Raw genomic sequence first — 19,290 nt, 5'->3', positions numbered from 1 at the left:
GCGTCGACTCCTGTGTCAGCCTGTTCCAGCGCCCAGCACCAGCGGGACCTGGACGCGCACGCTCTTTCCCCGCGCCACCCACACACCGCGGCCCGGGGGGAACTCGCTACGTTCCGCTCGGGGCAGCGTCGTATTCAGGATGATGTCGCCGTCCATTCTCTCTGGCTGCAGGATCAGCCCACTGCGACCCTCCTTGGCCTCGCTGAGGAGCCGCCAGCTCGAGCTCCATGCCGACGTCTCGGCCTCCGCGACCAGCAGGTGGTCGGACTTGCGGATCGCCTTGGTGAGATCCTGGATCGGCTGGTCGGCAGGGCCATCGAGGTGCTCGTCGAAGCCCTCGACGACCACCACGATGCGCCGCGATCTCTCCTCGTCCTGCACCGCGTGAAGCAGGTCCTCAGCCAGGGTTGCCACACTGTTGGCGTCTGTTGCTGTGTCCACCCAGGGCAGCTCGCCGGCGATCGCCGAACGCGCTGCGGCGAACAGGTACAGACGGGCCCCGGGGTCGGCCCGCTGCACGGCCCGGCAGATCGCGACACACGCGTTGGACCGCCCCGACCCCGGAGGACCGGCCACGACCAGCGTGCCGGTCGGCTCGAAGCCCACCGGTGCGATCCGCATATCGTCCAGCCCCAGCACGGGCCAACGCTCGGCCCCGACGAAGTCGGGCAGACGCGCGGCGGGGTACTCCCGCGGGAGCAACTGGACCGCGGGCGCAGGCCCGGCACCGGCCCGGCGCATCGACTCCGCCAGCCGCTCGGTCGCCTTCGCCTGCTCCTGTACCGACGACGTCCCGCCGACCACCGCGACCTGTACCTCCAGGGCGTCCACCACTGCCCGGCCCGACGGCGAGGCCTGGGTGACGATGTCGCGCGGTGCGTCGAACATGAGGAACCCGTCGGCGGGCATCCGCAGGAGGATGTTGCGCTGCAGCGTGGACCGCGCGTAGCTCGGCACGGCGCTGTACCGGTCGGCGGTGAAGATGACGTGCATTCCGACGCCGCGGCCGCTGTCAAAGATGTCGTGAAGCGCCGTGAACCACTCCATACGGCCCAGGCTCGTGTCGTACTCCTCACGGAATTTCGGCAACCCGTCCAGCACCACCACGATGCGCGGAAGGTCAGTGTGATCCGTGAGCGACCGGTACTCGGTCAGGCTGGAGGCGTTCGCGGCCTCGAACGCCTCACGCCGCTCCAGAAGTTTGTCGCGCAGCATGCGCAGCAGGCCGACGACCCGCTCGTGGTCCGTGCCCTGGGCGATGGTGCCCACCTGCGGGAGCGACTCCAGCATCCGCAGGGCGCCGGCGGCGAAGTCCAGCCCGTACACGTGCACGGGTCGGCCCTGGGGTGTGATGCCGGCGGCGGTAGCCAGGGTGCGCAGGGCGGTCGACTTGCCTGACCCGCTGGTGCCGTAGATGCCCAGATGCCCGTCCTGGTCCGGGTAGAAGTAGATGGGCCGCTGCACCTGTTGCTCAGGGATGTCGGCGACGCCGATCAGCAGCTCGCTGTCGGTGCGCTGGTGCAGCCGGGTCAGGTCGTAGCCGTCGGCGAGCGAGTCCAGCCACGGGCGGCGCGGCAGTGGCAGGCCGCCCGCGGTGAACGCCTCCTGGATCCGCTCGACGAGCTGCTGCTGGTCGTTCGGACCCAGGCTCACGTCATCGTCGTCCGCGTCATCGTCCGTGGGTGAAGTCATCGACCAACCGCTGGAGTATGCAGCCTGAAATGCCACGATCTCGCCGGAAGTAGATTTCTTGACGTAAGCCCGTCCGGTCTTCCGTGGGTCGATCTCGGCCGCCAGCTCGCTACCCAAGAAGACGTGTGAATCCGCACCGTCGGCTGTCCTCAGTGCCACCCGGAGCCCAGCGATCGCACTCAGGCTCTTGCTCACGACACCGGTGGGGCGCTGGGTTCCCATGATCAGATGGATGCCTAATGGTCGGCCTCGCTTCGCGATGTCGACCAATTCATCCACGAACTCCGGAAGATCCCCTGCCAGAGGTGCGAACTCGTCGACCATGATGACCAGCGACGGCGGCGCCTCGGGGTCGCCGCGCTTGTCCAGCTCAAGGAGGTCCCTGGCCTTCTTCTTGTTGAGGAGGTGCTCGCGCCTGTGCAGCTCAGCCCGCAAGGAAGTCAGGGCGCGTTGCGCGAGGCGGTGCGACAGATCCGTGATGACGCCGACGCAGTGCGGGAGCCGGACGCAGTCGGCGAACGCGGATCCGCCCTTGTAGTCCACGAACAGGAAGGTCACGCGGTCCGGGCCGTACTCGAGCGCCAGACCCAGCACCCACGTCTGAAGGAATTCAGACTTACCACCTCCGGTGGTGGCTCCGACCAGCGCGTTCAGGCCATCAGACCGAAGGTCGAGCGACAGCGGGCCGAATTCAGACTGGCCCACCACTGTCCGCAGTCCCTTGGTTCGCGGTGTGTCGGACTTCAGGTCGCCCGAGGTGCGCGTCGAACCGTTGGCGTGCCAGCGTTCCAGAATTTTCTCCGGGGTGGCGATGGCGTCCGGGCCCAAGAGTTCCACGAGGGCAATCCGTGACGGCAGGCCGTGCGGGTCGACAAGCCTCTCGGGGTCATCGGTCAGGGTCTCCGCATATGCTTCGACAGACATCTTGTTGGCGAGAATTCTGGCGCCGACATCGACGATTCGCCCTGGGTTGCATCCCAGCTCCGCGACGAGCTTTTCCGCGGCTACCTGGTGCCATTGGTGCGGTGAACCCATCGACATGAACAACAATTGCGCCGCGTCTGTTCGGTCGAGTGGATCTATGCGAAGTGTGTCGATGCGCAGTTCGGCCCACACGCTGTCCGACTGGGTCGTGATCACGATGCGCCCGCTGGCACTCCGGTGGCCGTCGACGACGTCGGTCGTTCGCACCAGGATCAGCTCGATATGCGAGACCTCTGCCAGTCCGTCCAGGACGACCAGCCAGCCAGAGTCTCTCGACAGCCACGTGAGTGCCCGTTCGGCGAGCTCGCGCGGACCTTCGCCCGGCAGGCCCAGGTCAAGCGATCTCGCGAGGTCGCCAAGGCCACGAACAACACCCTCGGCAGAACTCGCGTCGATCCACCACGCGGGTCGAAATCTCGTTCCTTCAGTGGCCAGGTATCGGGCGATCAGCGTGGATTTTCCGACACCTTCCGGACCGGTCAATGCAAGCACGTGCGACCTGCGCGCCGACAGGCGTGCGTCGATCGCATCCGTTTCACGCGTGCGTTCAATGTGCACGCTCGACAGAAGCGGAGCGTTTCGGATCGTCGCGACCATATCCGATCGAGCCAGCTCGGACTCGAGTCTCTGGTGAAGTCGGCGCGCGGCCAGACCGATGGCACCGACGATCGCCGCGAACAAGACCCATCGCAAGGTGTCCCACTGCACGAACACTGCGGGCGTCAGGTCGCTCTCGAGGATTCGTGCGCCTGCCATGTTTGCCAGCCAAATCGCACCGACCGCCGCCCCCCATACCGCAAGCTGCAGCGTCCTGCGCCACCATGTGCGCATCGTCACCTCCGTGGCGCGCAGAATATCGGACGGCCGGCGCGTGTCTCCGTCGGCGCGCCAGCCCCTTCCTGCCTGCGGCCCTGACTCGTCGTACCGAGTACGACGAGTCAGGGCCGCAGGCCGCGCTCCTCAGCGGCCGATCGCCGCCGTCAGCCGGTCGAGATAGGCCTGCTCGCCCTCGCTGACCGTGAGGCGCTTGCTGAAGAAGCCGCCCTCCTTGGACTTGGTGGCCTTGACGACCTCCGTGGCGATCCGGAGCAGCCAGTCGCCGTACGCGGCGAGGTCCTCCTGGTCCGCCCGCTCCCGCAGCACCGCTATCGAGGCCGCGGTCAGCTCGACGGCCTTCGCCGTGTCGCGCTCCGGGTCCGGACGCGGGTCCTCCGGCACGGCAACACCCTCCGGCGTGCCCACCTTGGCGGCCGGGGACGCCTCGGCCGCCTCCTCGTCCTTGATCCTGTCCCGCAGCGCGAGCGCCACCGACTGGATGAAGTCGTTCTCGTGCTGCTGCGCCTCCCGGAACACCTTGGCGCCGGTCGCGGTCTCCCGGATGAACCGGATCGCGCCGGGCCGGCCGTCCGCCAGGGTGGCACCCTTCAGCACCGCTCCCGGCGCGTCCAGGATCTGGCCCAGCTCGTCGTCGCTGAAGTCGGACAGATTCGTCATGCGCACGCTCTCTTTTGTCTGCTGGTTCGTTGTCTGTGACGACAGTTTCTGCTGTGTCCGTTGTCTGCTGTGTCCGTTTCGGGAACGCGCACAACCTACTGGCTGGGGACGCCGTCCGGCAGCGAGGCGCGGTACCGGCCGGCCAGCTCGCGGGTCGCCGCCACCAGCTCGGGCGGACCCTCCACCTCGAAGGGCACGTCGAAGGCGCCGAACCGCGCGGCCAGACCGCCCCACGACCACGAGCCCAGTCCCACGCGGCAGCGGGGCATGCCGTCGACGTCCGGCAGGGGCTCGCACAGGCCCTGGCCGTTGACCCAGGGGGCGATGTCGGTGGCCCGTGCGTGGAGCACCGCCTCGCCGTGGATCGGTGACGGCGACCCGCTGATCCGGGAGCCGACGAAGTCCGCAACGGAGCCGCCGGGCACCTCCCGGAACGTGAACCGCGGCCCGGTCCCGGTGCGGAGCCGCATCCGGTCCACCCGGAACATCCGCCAGTCGTCGCGGTCGAGGTCGAACGCCACGAGGTACCAGCGCCCGTCCGACGTCACCAGGTGGTGCGGCTCGACCCGGCGCGGCGGCCGGAAGGCGCCCACGCCCTCGCCGATCGCGGCCATCGTGCCGCCCTCGTAGTCGAAGCGCACCACCTCGCGGGCCTGGCACGCCGAGCCGAGGGAGAGGAGGAGGTCGGGGTCGACCACCGGCTCGGCGGCCCCGGCCACTCCGGCCCGCCGACGCCGCACGGTGGTCACCTCGAGCGCGTCCAGCCGGGCCCGGAGCCGCGCCGGCATCACCTGCCGGATGGTGGCCAGGGCCCGTAGCGCCCCCTCCTCGGCGCCGGGGATGGTCCCCGTGCGGAGCGCGACCGCGACGGCGACCGCCTGCTCGTCGTCGAAGAGCAGCGGCGGGAGCTCGGCGCCCGCGTCGAGGCGGTAGCCGCCGTCGGGCCCCTTGGTGGCGTTGACGGGGTAGCCGAGCTCGCGCAGGCGGTCGACGTCGCGCCGCACGGTGCGCGGGCTCACGTTCAGCCGGTCGGCCAGGAGCGCACCCGGCCAGTCCCGTCGGGCCTGGAGGAGCGACAGGAGAGCGAGGAGGCGTCCGGAGGTCTCGAGCATGAGTTCAGCATCGCACGGGATAGAGGCCAGAACCTGACCGCTACTACCGAGAGAGTGGGACACGTAGCCAGCCGGAAGAACCAGACCGTCAGCCAGATCGTAAGAAGGAGACATCGTGATCCGCACCCAAGCGCTCACCAAGGACTTCGTGGTGAGCCGTACCCGCACGGTGCACGCCGTGCGCGGCATCTCGCTCGACGTCGAGCCCGGCGAGCTGGTGGCCGTGCTCGGCCCCAACGGCGCGGGCAAGACCACCACGCTGCGCATGCTGACGACGCTCATCCCGCCGACGTCGGGCACCGCGGAGGTCGCCGGGTACGACGTCGCCACCCGGCCCGACCGCGTCCGCGCCGCCATCGGCTACGTCGGCCAGGGCGGCGCCGGCGGGGCGTCCCAGCTCGTCCGCGACGAGCTGGTCACCCAGGGCGAGATCTACGGCCTGGACCGCCGGACGGCCCGGAGCCGCGCGGCGGAGCTGGTCGAGGCCCTGGACCTGACCGAGCAGGCGGACCGCAAGATCGAGAGCCTGTCGGGCGGGCAGAAGCGCCGCCTCGATGTGGCCGTCGGCCTGGTCCACCAGCCGTCGCTGCTGTTCCTCGACGAGCCGTCGACCGGCCTGGACCCGCACAACCGCGCGAACCTGTGGGAGCACATCCTCCGCATGCGGACCGCGGCGGCCGAGCCGATGACCATCGTGCTGACCACGCACTACCTCGACGAGGCGGACACGTTCGCCGAGCGGGTGATCGTGGTGGACCACGGGCAGGTCATCGCGGACGCCACCGCCGACGCACTGAAGGCCGAGCTCGCGGGCGACCTCGTCACCCTCGGCGTGACGGCCGAGCACGCGGCGGCACTGGCCGCCATCGCGGAGCGGGCGCCCGGCACGCGTTCGGTACGGGTCGAGGCCGGCGCGGCGGGCGGGGCGAGGACCGTCGAGATCCGCACCGCCGACGGACCCGGCGCCACACCCGGGCTGCTCCGCGCGGCCGACGCCGCGGGCGTCACGGTGAGCCGCGTCGACGTCACACGGCCCACGCTCGACGACGTCTTCCTGAACCTCACCGGGCGCAGCCTGCGGGAGAGCCCGACGGGCGAGCCCGGTTCACGAGGCGAACCCGCCGAAACCACCCCCTTGACCAGCACCAACAAGAAGGAGGTCCTGGCATGAGCGCAGCGACCCTGACCCCCGGTACCACCACCTCCGGCACTGCCCGGCCGCTCCCCCGCCGCAGCTTCCTGCGCGACACCCGGATCGTCCTGGTCCGCGAGCTCCAGCCGGTGGTGCGCGACCCGTTCTCGCTGGTCTTCGGCCTCGTGCAGCCGCTGGTCTTCCTCGGACTGTTCGGCCCGCTCCTGGCCGGCTCGGCGGGCGAGGCGCTCGGCGGCGACGTCTGGCTGTGGTTCGTGCCCGCCGTGCTCGCGATGACCACCCTGTTCGGCACGTCGGTGACGGGCTCCAACCTGCAGCTCGACCTCTCCTCAGGCGTGCACGAGCGCATGCTCGTCACCCCGCTGTCCCGTCCGGCGCAGCTCGTGGGGCGAGCCCTGAAGGAGATGGTGCCGATCATCGTCCAGTCGGCGATCGTGGTCCTGGTCATGCTGCCGTTCGGCCTGCGCCCGGACCCGATCGGGACGGTGCTGACGCTGCTGCAGCTCGCGGTGCTCGGGATCGGCGTCGGCTCGCTGTCGTACGCGCTGGCGCTCGCGGTGCGCAAGCAGGAATGGATGTTCTGGGTGGTGCAGCAGACGTTCCTGTTCCCGGTCATGATGCTGTCGGGGATGCTGCTGCCCCTGGAGAACGGTCCGGCGTGGATGCGGGCGGCATCTGCCCTGAACCCGCTGCGCTACGTCGTCGACTCGGGCCGGGCGGCCTTCGCCGGCGACCTCCTGTCCGCGACAGTCGCCTGGGGCTGGGTGGCGGCGCTCGCCACCGCCGCGCTGGGCCTCGCGGTGGGCGTCCGCGCGATGATCCGCTCGGCGGACTGAGGAGCCAGGCGCGGCCCGAGCCGCTGCGCTCTACCCAGGGATCCGGCCCGGAACTCACTCGAGTCCGGACCGAATCCCTGGGTAGAACGCTGCTCCGCCAGCGGTCACCGCCGCCGCGTCCAGGCCCGACAATGGGTGACCGTGACCGACAACCGCCCCGTCAGAGATCCTCGCGTCGCCCGGCTGCGCCGGACCGTGGCCGTCGTCGCGGCGCTCAACCTCGCGTACTTCTTCGTCGAGTTCTCCGTGGCGCTCGCCGCCGGGTCGGTCTCGCTGCTGGCCGACAGCGTCGACTTCCTCGAGGACACGGCGATCAACGTGCTCATCCTCGTCGCGCTCAGCTGGCCGCTGGCGCGGCGAGCCGTGACGGGCAAGGCCATGGCGCTGATCATCCTGGTCCCGGCCGCGGTGGCGGCCTGGGAGGCGGCGCAGCGGTTCGCGGGTCCGACGGCGCCCGACGTCGTCCCGCTCGTGCTGGCCTCCCTCGGGGCGATAGCCGTCAACGGGACCAGCGCCTGGCTGCTGGCCCGGGTGCACCACGGCGGCGGTGCGCTCGGCCGCGCGGCGTTCCTCTCCGCCCGGAACGACGTGCTGGTCAACGTCGCGGTGATCGCCATGGGCCTGGTCACCTTCTGGACCGGCTCCGGGTGGCCCGACCTGGTGCTTGGCTGCGCGATCATCCTGCTGGCGCTGCACGCGGCGCACGAGGTATGGGAGGTCAGCGAGGAGGAACGCCTGGCGGCCAAGGCCCTGAACGGCGAAAAGATCGACTGACCACCCACCCTCCCCCTCCGTTGAGTGCTGGATATTTGTCCTGCTGAATCGGTTTTGAAGGACAAATACCCAGCACTCAACGGACGGCGGGCGGGAGGATGGGGCTATGTTCACCAGTACAGAAGCCGCGATCGATCTGCGGGTCGCCGCCTATGCCGTCATCACCGACAACCAAGGGCGCATGCTCCTGCCCCACTGGAGCGAGTACGCGCACAGCGGCTGGACCATGCCCGGCGGCGGGATCGACCCGGGCGAGGACCCCGCCGACGCAGCAGTCCGGGAGGTCCTCGAGGAGACCGGTTACCACGTCGAGCTGGACGGCCTGCTCGGTGTCGACAGCTTCGTGATCCCCGCCGCGGAACGCGTGCGGCCGTCGGAACGCCCCGTGCAGGCCCTGCGGATCGTGTACCGCGCGCACATCACCGGCGGTGAGCTGCGCGTCGAGGAGGACGGCTCAACCGACGACGTCGCCTGGCACACGCCCGAGGAGATCGACGCGCTGGACCGGGTACCGCTGGTAGACCTGTCCCGCCGCTGGGCGGGCCTCATCGACTGACGGGCCAGCCCTTCAGGGCCAGCCCTTCAGGGCCGGGCCGACGGCGGGAAACCCGTCCAGCGCAGGTCCTGCGGCAGGTGCCCCATGTCGTTGAACAGCACCACTGTCGGCGGCAGGCCGTCCCGGTACTCGATGACCGTCAGTGCCGTGTTGCCGCTGTTCAGCCCCAGCCACCGGGCGGGCGGCGCGTCCAGCGCATGCCGCAGCAGCCAGGCCACCTGGAACGCGTGGGTCACCAGCACCTCGTGCGTCTCCGTCTCGGCAGTCTTCGCGAACCGGTCGACCAGCGCTCCGGCGAGCCGCTCCCCCGGGGCGCGCTCGGCGTCGTCGAACCCGTCGAAGAACCCGGCCCAGGCCGCCGACAGGTCGGCGGCGGCGGGGACGTACGGCACGTGGTCGACGAGCTCCGCGGCCTCCGCGACGGGGACGCCCGGCAGGCGCTCGCCGATCACCCGTGCGCTCGCCGCCGCCCGGGGCAGCGGTGAGTGCCAGACGGCGTCGACCGGCAGGCCGGCGAGCCGCTCCCCCAGGAGGCCGGCCTGCCGGTGCCCGACGTCGGTGAGCTCGCCGAACGCGTCCGCCGCGCCGTGCCTGGCCAGGTAGAGATGTCTGGTCGCCATGCGCACGAACCTATCGCCCGGCCTGCTCGCGATCACGCGCCCCGCTGGATCCCGAGGGTCGAGATCAGGTCCTCGTGCAGCTCCATCCACACGACGTGGCACGACTCGATACCGGTCCCGGCCACCCACTCGCCACGCCCCGACCGGGCGTGCGCGAGCGCCGCGGAGAAGCGCTCGTCGTACCCCTCGAACCGCGCCAGCAGCGAGCGGAGCTCGCTCACCAGCGGGGCCAGCTCGTCGTCCAGCGCCTCGAGCTCCGCGAGCACCGCCGCGTCCCAGTCCGGGTCGGTGTGGGTGTTCACGCTGAGCCGGTCGCCGTCCTCCGGACGCAGCTGCCAGTCTGTGCATGCCTGCAGCAGGCGCGCGTTCAGCGGCCCGAACGCCTCGTGCACCTGCTCGACGCCGGGCCGGACACCCGCGTCGGACAGCTCCTCGGCCAGCCGCCGGTCGTCCTCGGCACGACCACGGTCGGTCATCGACCAGCCCGCCGTGGCGCCGAACGCCGCCTTCCTGATCCAGCCGTACGCCTCGTCGTCGAGCAAGATCTCACGGGTGTCCGCCTCGTTCAGGCCGAACCGCACGGCGACGGCGTCGTCATCGGCCATGCCCTGGATCCGGACCGAGTGGAGCACGAGCAGCTCGGGCTGAGAGGATCGGCCGAGCACCGGGTTGTGCGTCATATTTTTCACCGTGCATCCTCCTGGTCGCTGATGTCAACGCAGGTAGGTACGCCCAGGGAGGAAGACATGTCGGACAGTTCCGCCACCACGAGCATCACGGGGACGCCGGGCAGCCCCGGGCACGCGACCGGTCCGGCGCGCGTCGTGCACGGCCCCGACGACTTCGCGCGGGTCCAACCCGGCGACGTCCTCGTGTGCCGGTTCACCGAACCCGTGTGGACCGCCCTGTTCGGCGTCGTCGCCGCCGTCGTCACCGAGACCGGCGGCGTGCTCTCGCACGCGGCGATAGTGGCCCGCGAGTACGGGATCCCCGCGGTGCTCGCGGTCCCCGGTGCCATGACCGCGCTGCGCGACGGCGACACCGTCACCGTCGACGGCGCGGCCGGGCGGGTCACCGCCGCCTGACTCACTGCCTGACCCACTGCCTGACACAGCAGACCGGAACGTACGCCGTCCAGGGCAGTGCTACCCATGGGCAGCACATACCGGACGTGCCAGCCTTCCAGCGTCAGACCAAGAGTCGGACCACCTGGATGGAGAGCACCATGTCAGTCACCTCCCCGTTCCACAGAACCAGGCGCTGGGCGTTTGCCGCCCTGACGGCGTTCACGCTCGTCGCCGCACCCGCGGCAGCGGCGGCACCGGCGAGCACTGCGGCGCCCGACGCCGGCGTCCTGGCGACCGCGCACAAGTCACCGTTCAGCTGCGGCAAGACCTTCTACGCCAACAACTGGAGCGGTGGCCACAACCCCAACGGCTCCATCGACTGGCAGAGCTACGGCGGCGACGCCATCAACGGCGAGACCGTCCGGGCCACCGCGGCGGGCACCGCCACCTTCGACGACGAGGGCAGCACCAGCTACGGCAAGTGGGTGCAGATCGTGCACGGCGACGGCACGCGCACCCGCTACGCGCACCTGGACACCATGGTGCGGGCTCCGGGCCAGACCATGTCGGTGAGCCAGGGCACGGTCATCGGGACGGTCGGGTCCACGGGCGGCTCGGAGGCGCCGCACCTGCACTACGAGCAGCGCGGCTCGTCCGGCGTCGTCGACACCACCCCGACCGTTGAAGGCGTGACCGTGTCGGTCGGCCAGAAGAAGGCGGTCACGAGCACCAACGCGTGCGGCGGTGCGACCAACCCGCACACCCCGGCAGAGGTCTGCGGCAGCGGCTTCTCGGTGATCGACCAGGCGGCGCTCGGCACCGTCGGCCGGACCTACCTGCTGTACAACTCCGCAACCGGCGCCAACTGTGTGGTCACCCTGAAGTCGACAAGCCTCGGCACCCCGAGCCCGGTATCGGCCTTCCTGGAGCCCGAGGGTGCGTCGCGCACCACCGACTCCGGCAGCTACTCGTACTACGCGGGACCGGTCAAGCGGTCCGCACCCGGCACCTGCGTCAAGTGGGGCGGCTCGGTGGGCAGCACCAGCTACACCAGCCCGTTCGAGCACTGCGACTGAGCCTCCCGGCTGCGCCTCCTCCGCCTGTGCAGGGAGATACTCAGCCCTGCGCAGGCGGCTGGATCAGGTCCCACGGCATGCCGTACAGGTCCTCGAACACCGCTACCGTCCCGTAGACCTCGTGGCGGGGCTTCTCACGGAACCGCACGCCGGCCGCCGTCATCCGCGCGTGCTGGGCCGCGAAGTCGTCGGTCTCCAGGAAGAACGCGACCTTCCCGCCGGCCTGCCGCCCGACGGCGCCCGCCGCGCCAACGTCGTCGGTCACGGCGAGCACGAACCCGGTCCCGCCGTCCGCGGGGCCGACGACGACCCGGCGTCGGCCGGACTCGTTGGTCTCGTCCTCCCGGACGGCGAACCCGAGGGCGTCGACGAAGAACGTGATCGCCTCGTCGTGGTCGAGGACGAGGTAGGTGACATCGGAGAGTCGCAGCACCAGAGAATCGTAGGCCGTGCCGCACGCCGCGCCTGGCCTGCGCCCCTATAGTCGGTCGTGCGAACCATCTGTGGCCACGACAGTCGTCTGCCGGGAAGGCACCCACCATGAGCTTCACCCACCCCACTGGCACCCGCGGCGCCAAGCAGCCAGGCCGCACGTTCCGCTGGATGAACCGGCTGCTCATGGGGCGCGCCCGCCGCGCAGAGGGGAAGACCATGGGGATGAACCTCCTGGTCCTGACCACGGTCGGCCGCAAGAGCGGGCAGGAGCGTCAGACGCCGCTCGCGTGGTTCCCGGGCCCTGACGGCAGCTGGCTCGTCGTCGCGTCGGCCAACGGCGCGCCGGCCAACCCCGCGTGGTACCTCAACCTCGCCGCCCACCCCGACCAGGTGACCGTCGAGCAGGCCGGACGCAAGGTCGCCGTGACCGCCGGGGAGCTGCACGGCGCCGAGCGCGAGCAGGCCTGGCAGCAGATCAAGGCCGCGGCGGACAACTTCCGCAAGTACGAGGAGACCACCGACCGGAAGCTCCCCGTCATCCGGCTGACGCCGCGCTGACCGACCCGCGCTGACCGACCCGCGCTGACCAGCACGAACGCGTCCAGGGTTCCAGCACCCTCCCAGCGTCCCCACGGGCGTGCCCCAGCGGCCGGCCCTACGTTCGGCCCATGAGCACCCACAGCACCACGCCCGGCCGCCCCGGGGAGCACGAGGAGCCCGAACCGCACGACCTCGGGCTCTCCCACGACCTCCCCACCCTCCTGAACCGGCGGCACGCCATCGGCCTGCTGACCGCGGGTGGGCTGGTGGCGGCGCTCGCCGCCTGCTCACCGACGACGAACGCGAACGACATCGCGTCCACCGGGGCGCCGACCGGCGGTCCCGGTGGACGCGGCGCGCCGGACGACACCTCGCAGGCCGACGTCGGCGACGGCGAGATCCCCGAGGAGACGAACGGCCCCTACCCCGCCGACGGCACGAACGGCCCCAACATCCTGACGACGACGGGCGTGGTGCGCAGCGACATCACCACCAGCTTCGGCGACTCGTCCGGCACCGCGGAAGGCATCCCGCTCACGTTCTCGCTGACCGTCGTGGACGTCTCCGGCGATGGTGACGCCGGCACCCCCGTCGCGGGCGCCGCCGTCTACGCGTGGCACTGCGACCGCGAGGGCAAGTACTCGATGTACGACATCACGGACCAGAACTACCTGCGCGGGGTCCAGGAGGCCGACGCCGACGGCAAGGTCACCTTCACGTCGATCTTCCCCGCCTGCTACCCGGGCCGCTGGCCGCACATCCACTTCGAGGTCTACCCCTCGCTGGAGGACGCCACCAGCGCCACGAACCGGATGCGCACCTCGCAGCTCGCCCTCCCCCAGGCCGTCAGCGAGGCCGTGTACGCGACGGCGGGCTACGAGCAGAGCGTCGCGAACCTGCAGGGCGTGACCCTCGACTCCGACATGGTGTTCTCCGACGGGTACGCGCTGCAGATGGCGAAGACGTCGGGCTCGGTGAGCCAGGGCTACACGGCCACGCTCCGGGTGCCCGGGTGAGTGTCGGTGCGCCTCGGTAGTGTCGGACGCATGACGCACGCTGCCACCACGTCCCCGGTCACCACAGCCCTCCAGACCGCGGACTGGCGGCGGCGCGTCTTCGCGCTGTACGCCGATGTCCGTGCCCGCGCCGTGGTGAACCCGGCAGCCGCGCACACTGGGTGGGTCACGGCCCGGGACGAGCTCTTCGCGACCCATCCGGCGTCACCCATCCTGCCCGAGGAGAAGCCCGGCTTCACCGGCCTGTCCGTCACCCCGTACGACCCGGCCTGGCGCCTGACCGCCCCGGTGGTGCCCGCCGAGCCCGGGCCCGACGGCGCCCCGCGCCGCCTCGACGTCCCCACCGGAACCGACGGCGTCGTGCCGTTCGAGCTGCTCGGCACGGTCGCCCTCCGGCACGAGACCCTCGGTGACCTCGGCACGCTCGACGTCTGGCGCCTCGCCTCGTACGGCGGCGGCCTGTTCGTGCCGATCAAGGACGCTCTCGCCGGGCCGCCCGGCGGCACCTACGGCGGCGGCCGCTACCTCCTGGACACCATCAAGGGTGCCTGGCTCGGCCACACCGATGGGTCCGACGGCGGCGCGGGCGGCGGGCCGGACGACGACGGCGTCGGCGACCTGGTGCTCGACCTCAACTTCGCCTACAACCCGTCCTGCGCCTACGACCCGGCGTGGACCTGCCCGCTCGCGCAGTCGGGCAACACGCTCGACATCGAGGTCCCGGTCGGTGAGCGTACCGTTAGCGCCCGATGAACACCATCGACATCACACCGCCCCCTGCCGGCTCACCCTCGTCGGCGTACGGCGTCCACTCAGAGGTCGGCCGCCTGCGCAAGGTACTGGTCTGCGCGCCCGGCCTGGCACACCAGCGCCTCACCCCGTCCAACTCGGCAGCCCTGCTGTTCGACGACGTCCTGTGGGTGGAACGCGCCCAGCAGGACCACGCCGACTTCGTGAGCGAGCTGCGCAGCCGCGACGTCGACGTCGTCGAGCTGCACGCCCTGCTCGCCGAGACGCTGCGTGTACCCGGCGCGCGCGACTGGCTCCTGGACCGCAAGATCGTGCCCGAGATCGTGGGCAACGGCCTGGTCGAGGCGACGCGCGAGTACCTGGAGTCGCTGCCCGAGCACGAGCTGGCCAGGTACCTGATCGGCGGCCTCGCGGTCGCCGACGTGCCCGAGCTGCCGCCGGGCTTCCGCGCCCTCGCGGACATGAGCCCGGACGCGCGTGAGTACCTCATGCCGCCGCTGCCGAACACCCTCTTCACGCGGGACACGACCTGCTGGATCTACGGCGGCCTCACGCTCAACCCGCTGTACTGGCAGGCTCGCCGCGACGAGACCCTGCTCATGAAGGCGGTCTACGCGTTCCACCCCGACTTCGTCGGCAGCCGCGTGTGGTGGGGCGACCCGGAGACCAGCCACGGCGAGGCCACCTTCGAGGGCGGCGACATCATGCCGATCGGCAACGGCACGGTCCTCATGGGCATGAGCGAGCGCACCTCGCGCCAGGCGATCACGCAGGTCGCGGCGTCCCTCTTCGAGCAGGGCGCGGCCGAGCAGATAGTGGTGGCCGGCATGCCGCGCCTGCGCGCGGCCATGCACCTGGACACCGTCATGACGTTCGTCGACGTCGACACCGTCACCGTCTACCCGCGGATCGTGGACCGGGTGCACCCGTTCGTGCTGCGCCCGGACTCCGGGCCGCTCGGCGTGTCCGTCACGGACGCCGGTGGGTCGTCCTTCCTCGACGTCGTGGGCCAGGCCTCCGGGCTGGGCGAGCTGCGGGTCATCGAGACCGGCGGCGACGTCTACGAGTCGGAACGCCAGCAGTGGGACAGCGGCAACAACTCGGTCGCCGTCGAGCCGGGCGTGGTGTTCACCTACGACCGCAACACCACCACCAACGAACTCCTGCGCAAGGCGGGCGTCGAGGTCATCGAGATCGCGGGCGGCGAGCTGGGCCGCGGCCGCGGCGGCGGCCACTGCATGACGTGCCCGATCATCCGGGAGCCGGTCACCTGGTAACCCGCACGCCCACCCGCCCGCCGGCGCCCTCCGGCGTCCACCCCTTCGAGGTCTAAGTTGCTCCGCTCTGAACCGATTCAGAACGGAGCAACTTAGACCTCAAAGGCATTGGGCAGACCGTGAGCGGGAGGCGCGCGACACGCCGTGATGCAGCGCCACGCCGGACACTTGATGCATCCTTGGGTTGCAGTTCCGGAAAAGCCATAGACGCTACCAAGGTCTCGTTGTACCTTTCTTCACACACGGACTCGCGCCGTGGCGGCAGGTCGTGTGCCTTTGGTACCTGCCGATATCGATACGAGCCTTATCCATACGGTCAGATCAGAACTAGACGGAAGGACGAAACCCACGATGGTCCGCATCAGCATCGCGCTCCAGGCCTCAGGCCTGTGCAAGGTCAGTGCGACCACCGCTTCGTCCTACCCCACCACTGCGACACACCTGCGAGACGGCCGTGAGGCCATACGAGGCGCCATACGCCGCTGATCCGGTTCTGCCGGACCAGCGAACGTGAGCCGCCTCGGGATGCCTTTTCCCGGGCGGCTCTTGTCGTCCCGGGGGTAGTTGTACAGAACGGCCCGAGACAACAGCACCACCCCACGAATCACGAGAAGAACGAGAACGACAAGCTCACCGGAAGGAGCAGGCCCGTGGCCGACGTCCTAGTCCTCAATGCCGGCTACGAGCCGCTGCACCGGGTATCGGTCCGGCACGCCATCCACATGCTTGTGCGCGAGGTCGCGGTAGTGGAGGAGGCGGTCGACGGCCGCTCCTTCGGGCCGTTCCCCTTACCGCGTGTGCTGCGGCTGGTCCGATACGTCACGATGCGGTGGCTCTACAAGTCGGACGGGGCGCCCGCGTGCACCAAGCTGGGCGTCAAGCGGCGCGATGGCAGCTGCGCCTACTGCGGCGGTCCCGCCGAGACGGTGGACCACATCCTGCCGCGGTCGCGCGGGGGCCCCTCGACGTGGATGAACCTTGTGGCCGCCTGCTACGAGTGCAACTCGCTCAAGGCGGACCGCACGCCGGCCGAGGCCGGCATGGTCCTCTACGTGACGCCACACGTCCCGCGGGCGGAGTACGCGCGCGCCATCCGGCATCGGGCAGCCCGAGCGGCTTAGCCCGGGCACGGTGAGGTAGGCAAAGGGTCAGGTGATCGGCAACTGCGAAGTGCCGATCGCCTGACCCTTTTCTCGCGTCTCAGCCGTTCAGCGCAGCGGCCAGGAGCTCAAGGGTCTGCGTACGGCCGGGCGTCGCGTCCAGGGGCTCGTCGGCCCGGGACCCGGCGACCGGGACGAGCATGACCTCCTCGACGCCGTGCCGCTCGGCCAGGCCGCGTACCTCCGCGGCGACGTGCTGGGCGTCGCCGATCAGCCAGCGCTCCCGCATCGCCTCGATCGACTGGGCGATCATGCCGCCGGCGGGCTCGTCGGCGGTGGCACGCACCGCGTCCTCGACGGTCTCGAGCGGGCCCAGCTTCTGGCCCGACCGCAGCTTCGCCATCTGCCGCAGCTGCGGCAGGGCACGGTCGTGCGCCTCGTCCGACGTCGGCGCGACCACCGCGTTGGACGTGATGAACGTACGCGGCTCCGGGTGTTCCTCGGACGGCCGGTAGCCGTCCCGGTACAGGGCGAGGATCTGGTCCATGCCCTGGCCGGAGAAGTGGTTGGCGAACACGTAGGGCAGGCCGAGCTCGGCGGCGAGCCTCGCGGAGTAGTCGCTGGAACCCAGCAGCCACACGGTCGGGACGCTCCCGGCGGCGGGCGTTGCCCGCACGTCGTAGATCTCGCCGGAGACGAGTCGCAGGCGGGCGCCATCGGGCCCCATCAGGCTCAGGATGTCGGTGACGTGCTGCGGGAAGCGGTCCACGTCCGCCGTCGGACCGGTGGCACGCAGCAGGGACGTGACCACGGGGTCGCTGCCCGGGGCGCGGCCGATGCCGAGGTCGATCCGGCCGGGCGCGATGGCCTCCAGCGCCGCGAACTGCTCGGCGACCACGAGCGGGGCGTGGTTCGGCAGCATCACGCCGCCCGACCCGACCCGGATGCGGGAGGTGCGCGCGGCGGCGGCGGCGATCATGACCGGTGGCGACGACGCCGCGACGGCTGCCATGTTGTGGTGCTCCGCGAACCAGTAGCGCTCGTACCCGAGGCGGTCGGCGAGCGCCACCAGCTCGAGCGAGGCCGACAGGGCCTGAGCGCTGGTCTGGCCCGAACGGACGGGCACGAGGTCAAGGACGGACAAGCGTGGCTGGGTATTCATCGCCTCTGTCAACCGTCAGGGGGTCCGGCGTGTTCCGGAGCGGGGCACCGTGTTCGCCGGTGCGGGCTCGCGCGCCGCACGCCTCTATCACCCGCTGGATCGTCGCGGTATCCCCGAAGGTCATGGCGCCCACCCCCTTCGGCCTGACATGATCGCGAGGTGTCTGTTGACGTGCGCCCCGTGACCGACGACGACGTCGATGCCGTGGTCGACCTATTCCGTCAGTACCTCCGGTTCTACGACCAGGAGGTGCCCGACGCCGAAGCGCGCGCCTATCTGACCGCCCGCCGCGACGCCGGCGACTGCGTGCTCCTGATCGCCGTGGTGCGGCCGGAGGGTACCGAGCCCGGCTCGGCCGCCGAGGAGGTGGTCGGCTTCACCCAGAGCTACCCCACCTGGTCGTCCGTGAGCCTGAGCCGTTCCTGGGTCCTCAACGACCTGTTCGTCGCTCCGGACGCACGCGGGACGGGCGCGGCGCGTGCTCTCGTGCGGGAGACGTGCCGCCGTGCCAAGGAGGCGGGCGCCATCCGCGTCTCGCTGGCCACGGCGTGGGACAACGTTGCGGCACAGGGCCTGTACGAGTCCGAGGGCTTCGTCCGCGACCAGCACTTTCACCACTACGCGTATGTGACGGGCGCCTGACCGCCGGACCGGCGCGCCGTCCCCCGCTCCACCGCTCTCACCTGCTTCAATGCCCTGGCTCGGCCCTGCCACCAGGGACTTCGGCCTGCCCGGCCGGGGGCCGGCGGGCCACCTGCCACAACATCTGTCGATTCGGGGAGACCCGGGAACTGGAGCGCACACCACCATGATGGGAGGCCACCACGCCGCGTCGGGAGCCGCGGCCTGGATCGCTGTCACCGCCTCGACCCCGATCGCCTTCGGCTGGTACCCCGTGTCGGACGCGAGCGTGTTCACCGGAGCCCTCGTCTGCGCGGGCGCGGCGCTGCTGCCCGACGCCGACCATCACTCCGGCACCATCGCGAACTCGCTGAAGCCGGTGTCGAACGTCGTGGTCAAGGGCATCGAGGCCGTGTCGGGCGGACACCGCAAGGGCACGCACTCGATCCTGGGCGTCGCCGTGTTCACGGCGATCGCCTGGGCGCTGAGCTTCCTGAGCATCGACACGGGCACCCAGGAGTTCGGGGCGATCCTGATCGGACCGGGCATCATGTGCGTGCTGCTGGTCGCGTTCGCCCTGAAGGCGCTGAAGATCACGCGCGACACGAAGATCTTCCCGTGGACGATGTCGGTGACGCTGGCGGTCCTCATCGCGATCTTCGCGCCCGAGGAGTGGTACTGGATGCCGTTCAGCGTGGCGCTCGGCTGCGTCGTGCACATCCTCGGCGACCTGATCACGACCGCCGGTGTGCCGCTGCTGTGGCCGCTGAAGTTCCGGTCCCCGTACTGGATGCGCAACAAGCGAGGCATCGAGCTCGACTGGATGTGGCGGACCGGCGGCAACCTCTCGATCCCGATCATCGGCGACGCCGGCTCGGTGCGCGAGTGGATCCTGCTCATCCCGCTCTCGCTGTACGCGATCGTCGGCATCGTGTGGGCGCTGCTGGACCAGATGGACTTCGACACGATGGCGGTCTGGTACCAGTTCGTGGCGCTCTTCCCCGCCTGACCCGTGTCGTTTGAGT

Annotated in this window: 20 protein-coding genes; 13 read left to right on the top strand and 7 right to left on the bottom strand. The window is 70.5% G+C overall.

From position 1 onward, the window contains the following. Positions 1-15 precede the first annotated feature (15 nt). The 3 genes from AB0F70_RS11650 to AB0F70_RS11640 all read right to left on the bottom strand — a co-directional run bounded on the left by AB0F70_RS11650 (position 16) and on the right by AB0F70_RS11640 (position 5,282). Positions 16-3,507, bottom strand: a complete 3,492-nt coding sequence (locus tag AB0F70_RS11650) for an FtsK/SpoIIIE domain-containing protein (protein WP_357447949.1) — start codon at positions 3,505-3,507, stop codon at positions 16-18. Between the two features lie 129 nt (positions 3,508-3,636). Then, positions 3,637-4,170, bottom strand: a complete 534-nt coding sequence (locus AB0F70_RS11645) for a hypothetical protein (protein ID WP_357447946.1) — start codon at positions 4,168-4,170, stop codon at positions 3,637-3,639. A gap of 95 nt (positions 4,171-4,265) precedes the next feature. Further along, complete coding sequence (locus tag AB0F70_RS11640; RefSeq protein ID WP_357447943.1) at positions 4,266-5,282, bottom strand: WYL domain-containing protein; 1,017 nt, start codon at positions 5,280-5,282, stop codon at positions 4,266-4,268. 115 nt (positions 5,283-5,397) lie between these two features. Between AB0F70_RS11640 and AB0F70_RS11635 the strand changes: the two genes are divergently transcribed. The 4 genes from AB0F70_RS11635 (at position 5,398) to AB0F70_RS11620 (ending at position 8,601) form a co-directional block, all read left to right on the top strand. Continuing rightward, complete coding sequence (locus AB0F70_RS11635) at positions 5,398-6,453, top strand: ATP-binding cassette domain-containing protein (RefSeq protein ID WP_357447940.1); 1,056 nt, start codon at positions 5,398-5,400, stop codon at positions 6,451-6,453. Then, positions 6,450-7,271: an ABC transporter permease gene (locus tag AB0F70_RS11630; RefSeq protein ID WP_357447937.1), complete on the top strand. Its 822-nt coding sequence runs from the start codon at positions 6,450-6,452 to the stop codon at positions 7,269-7,271. Before AB0F70_RS11635 ends, AB0F70_RS11630 begins: the two co-directional genes overlap by 4 nt. Positions 7,272-7,412: 141 nt before the next feature. Continuing rightward, positions 7,413-8,045 carry a cation diffusion facilitator family transporter gene (locus tag AB0F70_RS11625; RefSeq protein ID WP_357447934.1) on the top strand — a complete coding sequence of 211 codons (633 nt, stop codon included), beginning with the start codon at positions 7,413-7,415 and terminating at the stop codon, positions 8,043-8,045. A gap of 106 nt (positions 8,046-8,151) precedes the next feature. Continuing rightward, on the top strand, positions 8,152-8,601 hold the full coding sequence (locus tag AB0F70_RS11620) for an NUDIX domain-containing protein (protein ID WP_357447931.1): 450 nt from the start codon (positions 8,152-8,154) through the stop codon (positions 8,599-8,601). A gap of 26 nt (positions 8,602-8,627) precedes the next feature. On the opposite strand, the gene AB0F70_RS11615 is transcribed toward AB0F70_RS11620, so the two are convergent. Both AB0F70_RS11615 and AB0F70_RS11610 read right to left on the bottom strand, forming a co-directional pair. Next, entirely contained in the window at positions 8,628-9,221 is a 594-nt protein-coding gene (locus tag AB0F70_RS11615) for a histidine phosphatase family protein (RefSeq protein ID WP_357447928.1), read from the bottom strand. A 32-nt stretch (positions 9,222-9,253) separates the two neighbouring features. After that, the gene (locus AB0F70_RS11610) at positions 9,254-9,901 is read right to left on the bottom strand and encodes a transcriptional regulator (protein WP_357447925.1); all 648 of its coding nucleotides are present in this window, start codon (positions 9,899-9,901) and stop codon (positions 9,254-9,256) included. A gap of 66 nt (positions 9,902-9,967) precedes the next feature. Between AB0F70_RS11610 and AB0F70_RS11605 the strand changes: the two genes are divergently transcribed. After that, entirely contained in the window at positions 9,968-10,306 is a 339-nt protein-coding gene (locus AB0F70_RS11605) for a PEP-utilizing enzyme (protein WP_357447922.1), read from the top strand. Positions 10,307-10,446: 140 nt separating this feature from the next. After that, positions 10,447-11,364: a M23 family metallopeptidase gene (locus tag AB0F70_RS11600; protein WP_357447919.1), complete on the top strand. Its 918-nt coding sequence runs from the start codon at positions 10,447-10,449 to the stop codon at positions 11,362-11,364. Positions 11,365-11,404: 40 nt separating this feature from the next. Here AB0F70_RS11600 and AB0F70_RS11595 read toward each other — a convergent pair whose 3' ends face one another. Beyond that, positions 11,405-11,797 (bottom strand): VOC family protein, encoded by a 393-nt coding sequence (locus tag AB0F70_RS11595; protein WP_357447916.1) that lies wholly within the window; start codon positions 11,795-11,797, stop codon positions 11,405-11,407. A gap of 107 nt (positions 11,798-11,904) precedes the next feature. Here AB0F70_RS11595 and AB0F70_RS11590 point away from each other — a divergent pair, with 107 nt between their 5' ends. The 5 genes from AB0F70_RS11590 (at position 11,905) to AB0F70_RS11570 (ending at position 16,503) form a co-directional block, all read left to right on the top strand. Further along, the gene (locus tag AB0F70_RS11590; protein WP_357447913.1) at positions 11,905-12,357 is read left to right on the top strand and encodes a nitroreductase/quinone reductase family protein; all 453 of its coding nucleotides are present in this window, start codon (positions 11,905-11,907) and stop codon (positions 12,355-12,357) included. A gap of 110 nt (positions 12,358-12,467) precedes the next feature. Continuing rightward, the gene (locus AB0F70_RS11585) at positions 12,468-13,355 is read left to right on the top strand and encodes an intradiol ring-cleavage dioxygenase (RefSeq protein ID WP_357447910.1); all 888 of its coding nucleotides are present in this window, start codon (positions 12,468-12,470) and stop codon (positions 13,353-13,355) included. Positions 13,356-13,385: 30 nt separating this feature from the next. After that, entirely contained in the window at positions 13,386-14,108 is a 723-nt protein-coding gene (locus tag AB0F70_RS11580; RefSeq protein ID WP_357447907.1) for a DUF1684 domain-containing protein, read from the top strand. Continuing rightward, on the top strand, positions 14,105-15,382 hold the full coding sequence (locus AB0F70_RS11575; RefSeq protein ID WP_357447904.1) for an arginine deiminase: 1,278 nt from the start codon (positions 14,105-14,107) through the stop codon (positions 15,380-15,382). The genes AB0F70_RS11580 and AB0F70_RS11575 overlap by 4 nt, the downstream gene beginning before the upstream one ends. Before the next feature lie 650 nt (positions 15,383-16,032). Next, positions 16,033-16,503 (top strand): HNH endonuclease, encoded by a 471-nt coding sequence (locus AB0F70_RS11570; RefSeq protein WP_357447901.1) that lies wholly within the window; start codon positions 16,033-16,035, stop codon positions 16,501-16,503. Between the two features lie 79 nt (positions 16,504-16,582). Here AB0F70_RS11570 and AB0F70_RS11565 read toward each other — a convergent pair whose 3' ends face one another. Beyond that, the gene (locus AB0F70_RS11565; RefSeq protein WP_357447898.1) at positions 16,583-17,644 is read right to left on the bottom strand and encodes an LLM class flavin-dependent oxidoreductase; all 1,062 of its coding nucleotides are present in this window, start codon (positions 17,642-17,644) and stop codon (positions 16,583-16,585) included. Between the two features lie 159 nt (positions 17,645-17,803). Here AB0F70_RS11565 and AB0F70_RS11560 point away from each other — a divergent pair, with 159 nt between their 5' ends. Together AB0F70_RS11560 and AB0F70_RS11555 are read left to right on the top strand one after the other, a co-directional pair. After that, a complete protein-coding gene (locus tag AB0F70_RS11560; protein WP_357447895.1) occupies positions 17,804-18,286 on the top strand; it encodes a GNAT family N-acetyltransferase in 483 nt (160 codons plus the stop codon). A gap of 166 nt (positions 18,287-18,452) precedes the next feature. After that, entirely contained in the window at positions 18,453-19,274 is an 822-nt protein-coding gene (locus AB0F70_RS11555) for a metal-dependent hydrolase (RefSeq protein ID WP_357447892.1), read from the top strand. The last annotated feature ends 16 nt before the right edge of the window (positions 19,275-19,290 follow it).

Origin of the sequence: Promicromonospora sp. NPDC023805 (genome assembly GCF_040639635.1) — a bacterium.
In the GTDB taxonomy this organism is placed as follows: Bacteria; Actinomycetota; Actinomycetes; order Actinomycetales; family Cellulomonadaceae; genus Promicromonospora.
This window is presented reverse-complemented; position numbering and strand designations above follow the sequence as displayed.

Excerpts from the sequence above, each read along its gene's own strand:
- AB0F70_RS11620 (WP_357447931.1), top strand. The coding sequence starts at position 8,152 with ATGTTCACCAGTACAGAAGCCGCGATCGATCTGCGGGTCGCCGCCTAT.
- AB0F70_RS11585 (WP_357447910.1), top strand. The coding sequence starts at position 12,468 with ATGAGCACCCACAGCACCACGCCCGGCCGCCCCGGGGAGCACGAGGAG.
- AB0F70_RS11555 (WP_357447892.1), top strand. The coding sequence starts at position 18,453 with ATGATGGGAGGCCACCACGCCGCGTCGGGAGCCGCGGCCTGGATCGCT.
- AB0F70_RS11575 (WP_357447904.1), top strand. The coding sequence starts at position 14,105 with ATGAACACCATCGACATCACACCGCCCCCTGCCGGCTCACCCTCGTCG.
- AB0F70_RS11650 (WP_357447949.1), bottom strand. The coding sequence starts at position 3,507 with ATGCGCACATGGTGGCGCAGGACGCTGCAGCTTGCGGTATGGGGGGCG.
- AB0F70_RS11565 (WP_357447898.1), bottom strand. The coding sequence starts at position 17,644 with ATGAATACCCAGCCACGCTTGTCCGTCCTTGACCTCGTGCCCGTCCGT.
- AB0F70_RS11645 (WP_357447946.1), bottom strand. The coding sequence starts at position 4,170 with ATGACGAATCTGTCCGACTTCAGCGACGACGAGCTGGGCCAGATCCTG.
- AB0F70_RS11640 (WP_357447943.1), bottom strand. The coding sequence starts at position 5,282 with ATGCTCGAGACCTCCGGACGCCTCCTCGCTCTCCTGTCGCTCCTCCAG.
- AB0F70_RS11615 (WP_357447928.1), bottom strand. The coding sequence starts at position 9,221 with ATGGCGACCAGACATCTCTACCTGGCCAGGCACGGCGCGGCGGACGCG.
- AB0F70_RS11590 (WP_357447913.1), top strand. The coding sequence starts at position 11,905 with ATGAGCTTCACCCACCCCACTGGCACCCGCGGCGCCAAGCAGCCAGGC.
- AB0F70_RS11580 (WP_357447907.1), top strand. The coding sequence starts at position 13,386 with ATGACGCACGCTGCCACCACGTCCCCGGTCACCACAGCCCTCCAGACC.
- AB0F70_RS11600 (WP_357447919.1), top strand. The coding sequence starts at position 10,447 with ATGTCAGTCACCTCCCCGTTCCACAGAACCAGGCGCTGGGCGTTTGCC.
- AB0F70_RS11605 (WP_357447922.1), top strand. The coding sequence starts at position 9,968 with ATGTCGGACAGTTCCGCCACCACGAGCATCACGGGGACGCCGGGCAGC.
- AB0F70_RS11610 (WP_357447925.1), bottom strand. The coding sequence starts at position 9,901 with ATGACGCACAACCCGGTGCTCGGCCGATCCTCTCAGCCCGAGCTGCTC.
- AB0F70_RS11630 (WP_357447937.1), top strand. The coding sequence starts at position 6,450 with ATGAGCGCAGCGACCCTGACCCCCGGTACCACCACCTCCGGCACTGCC.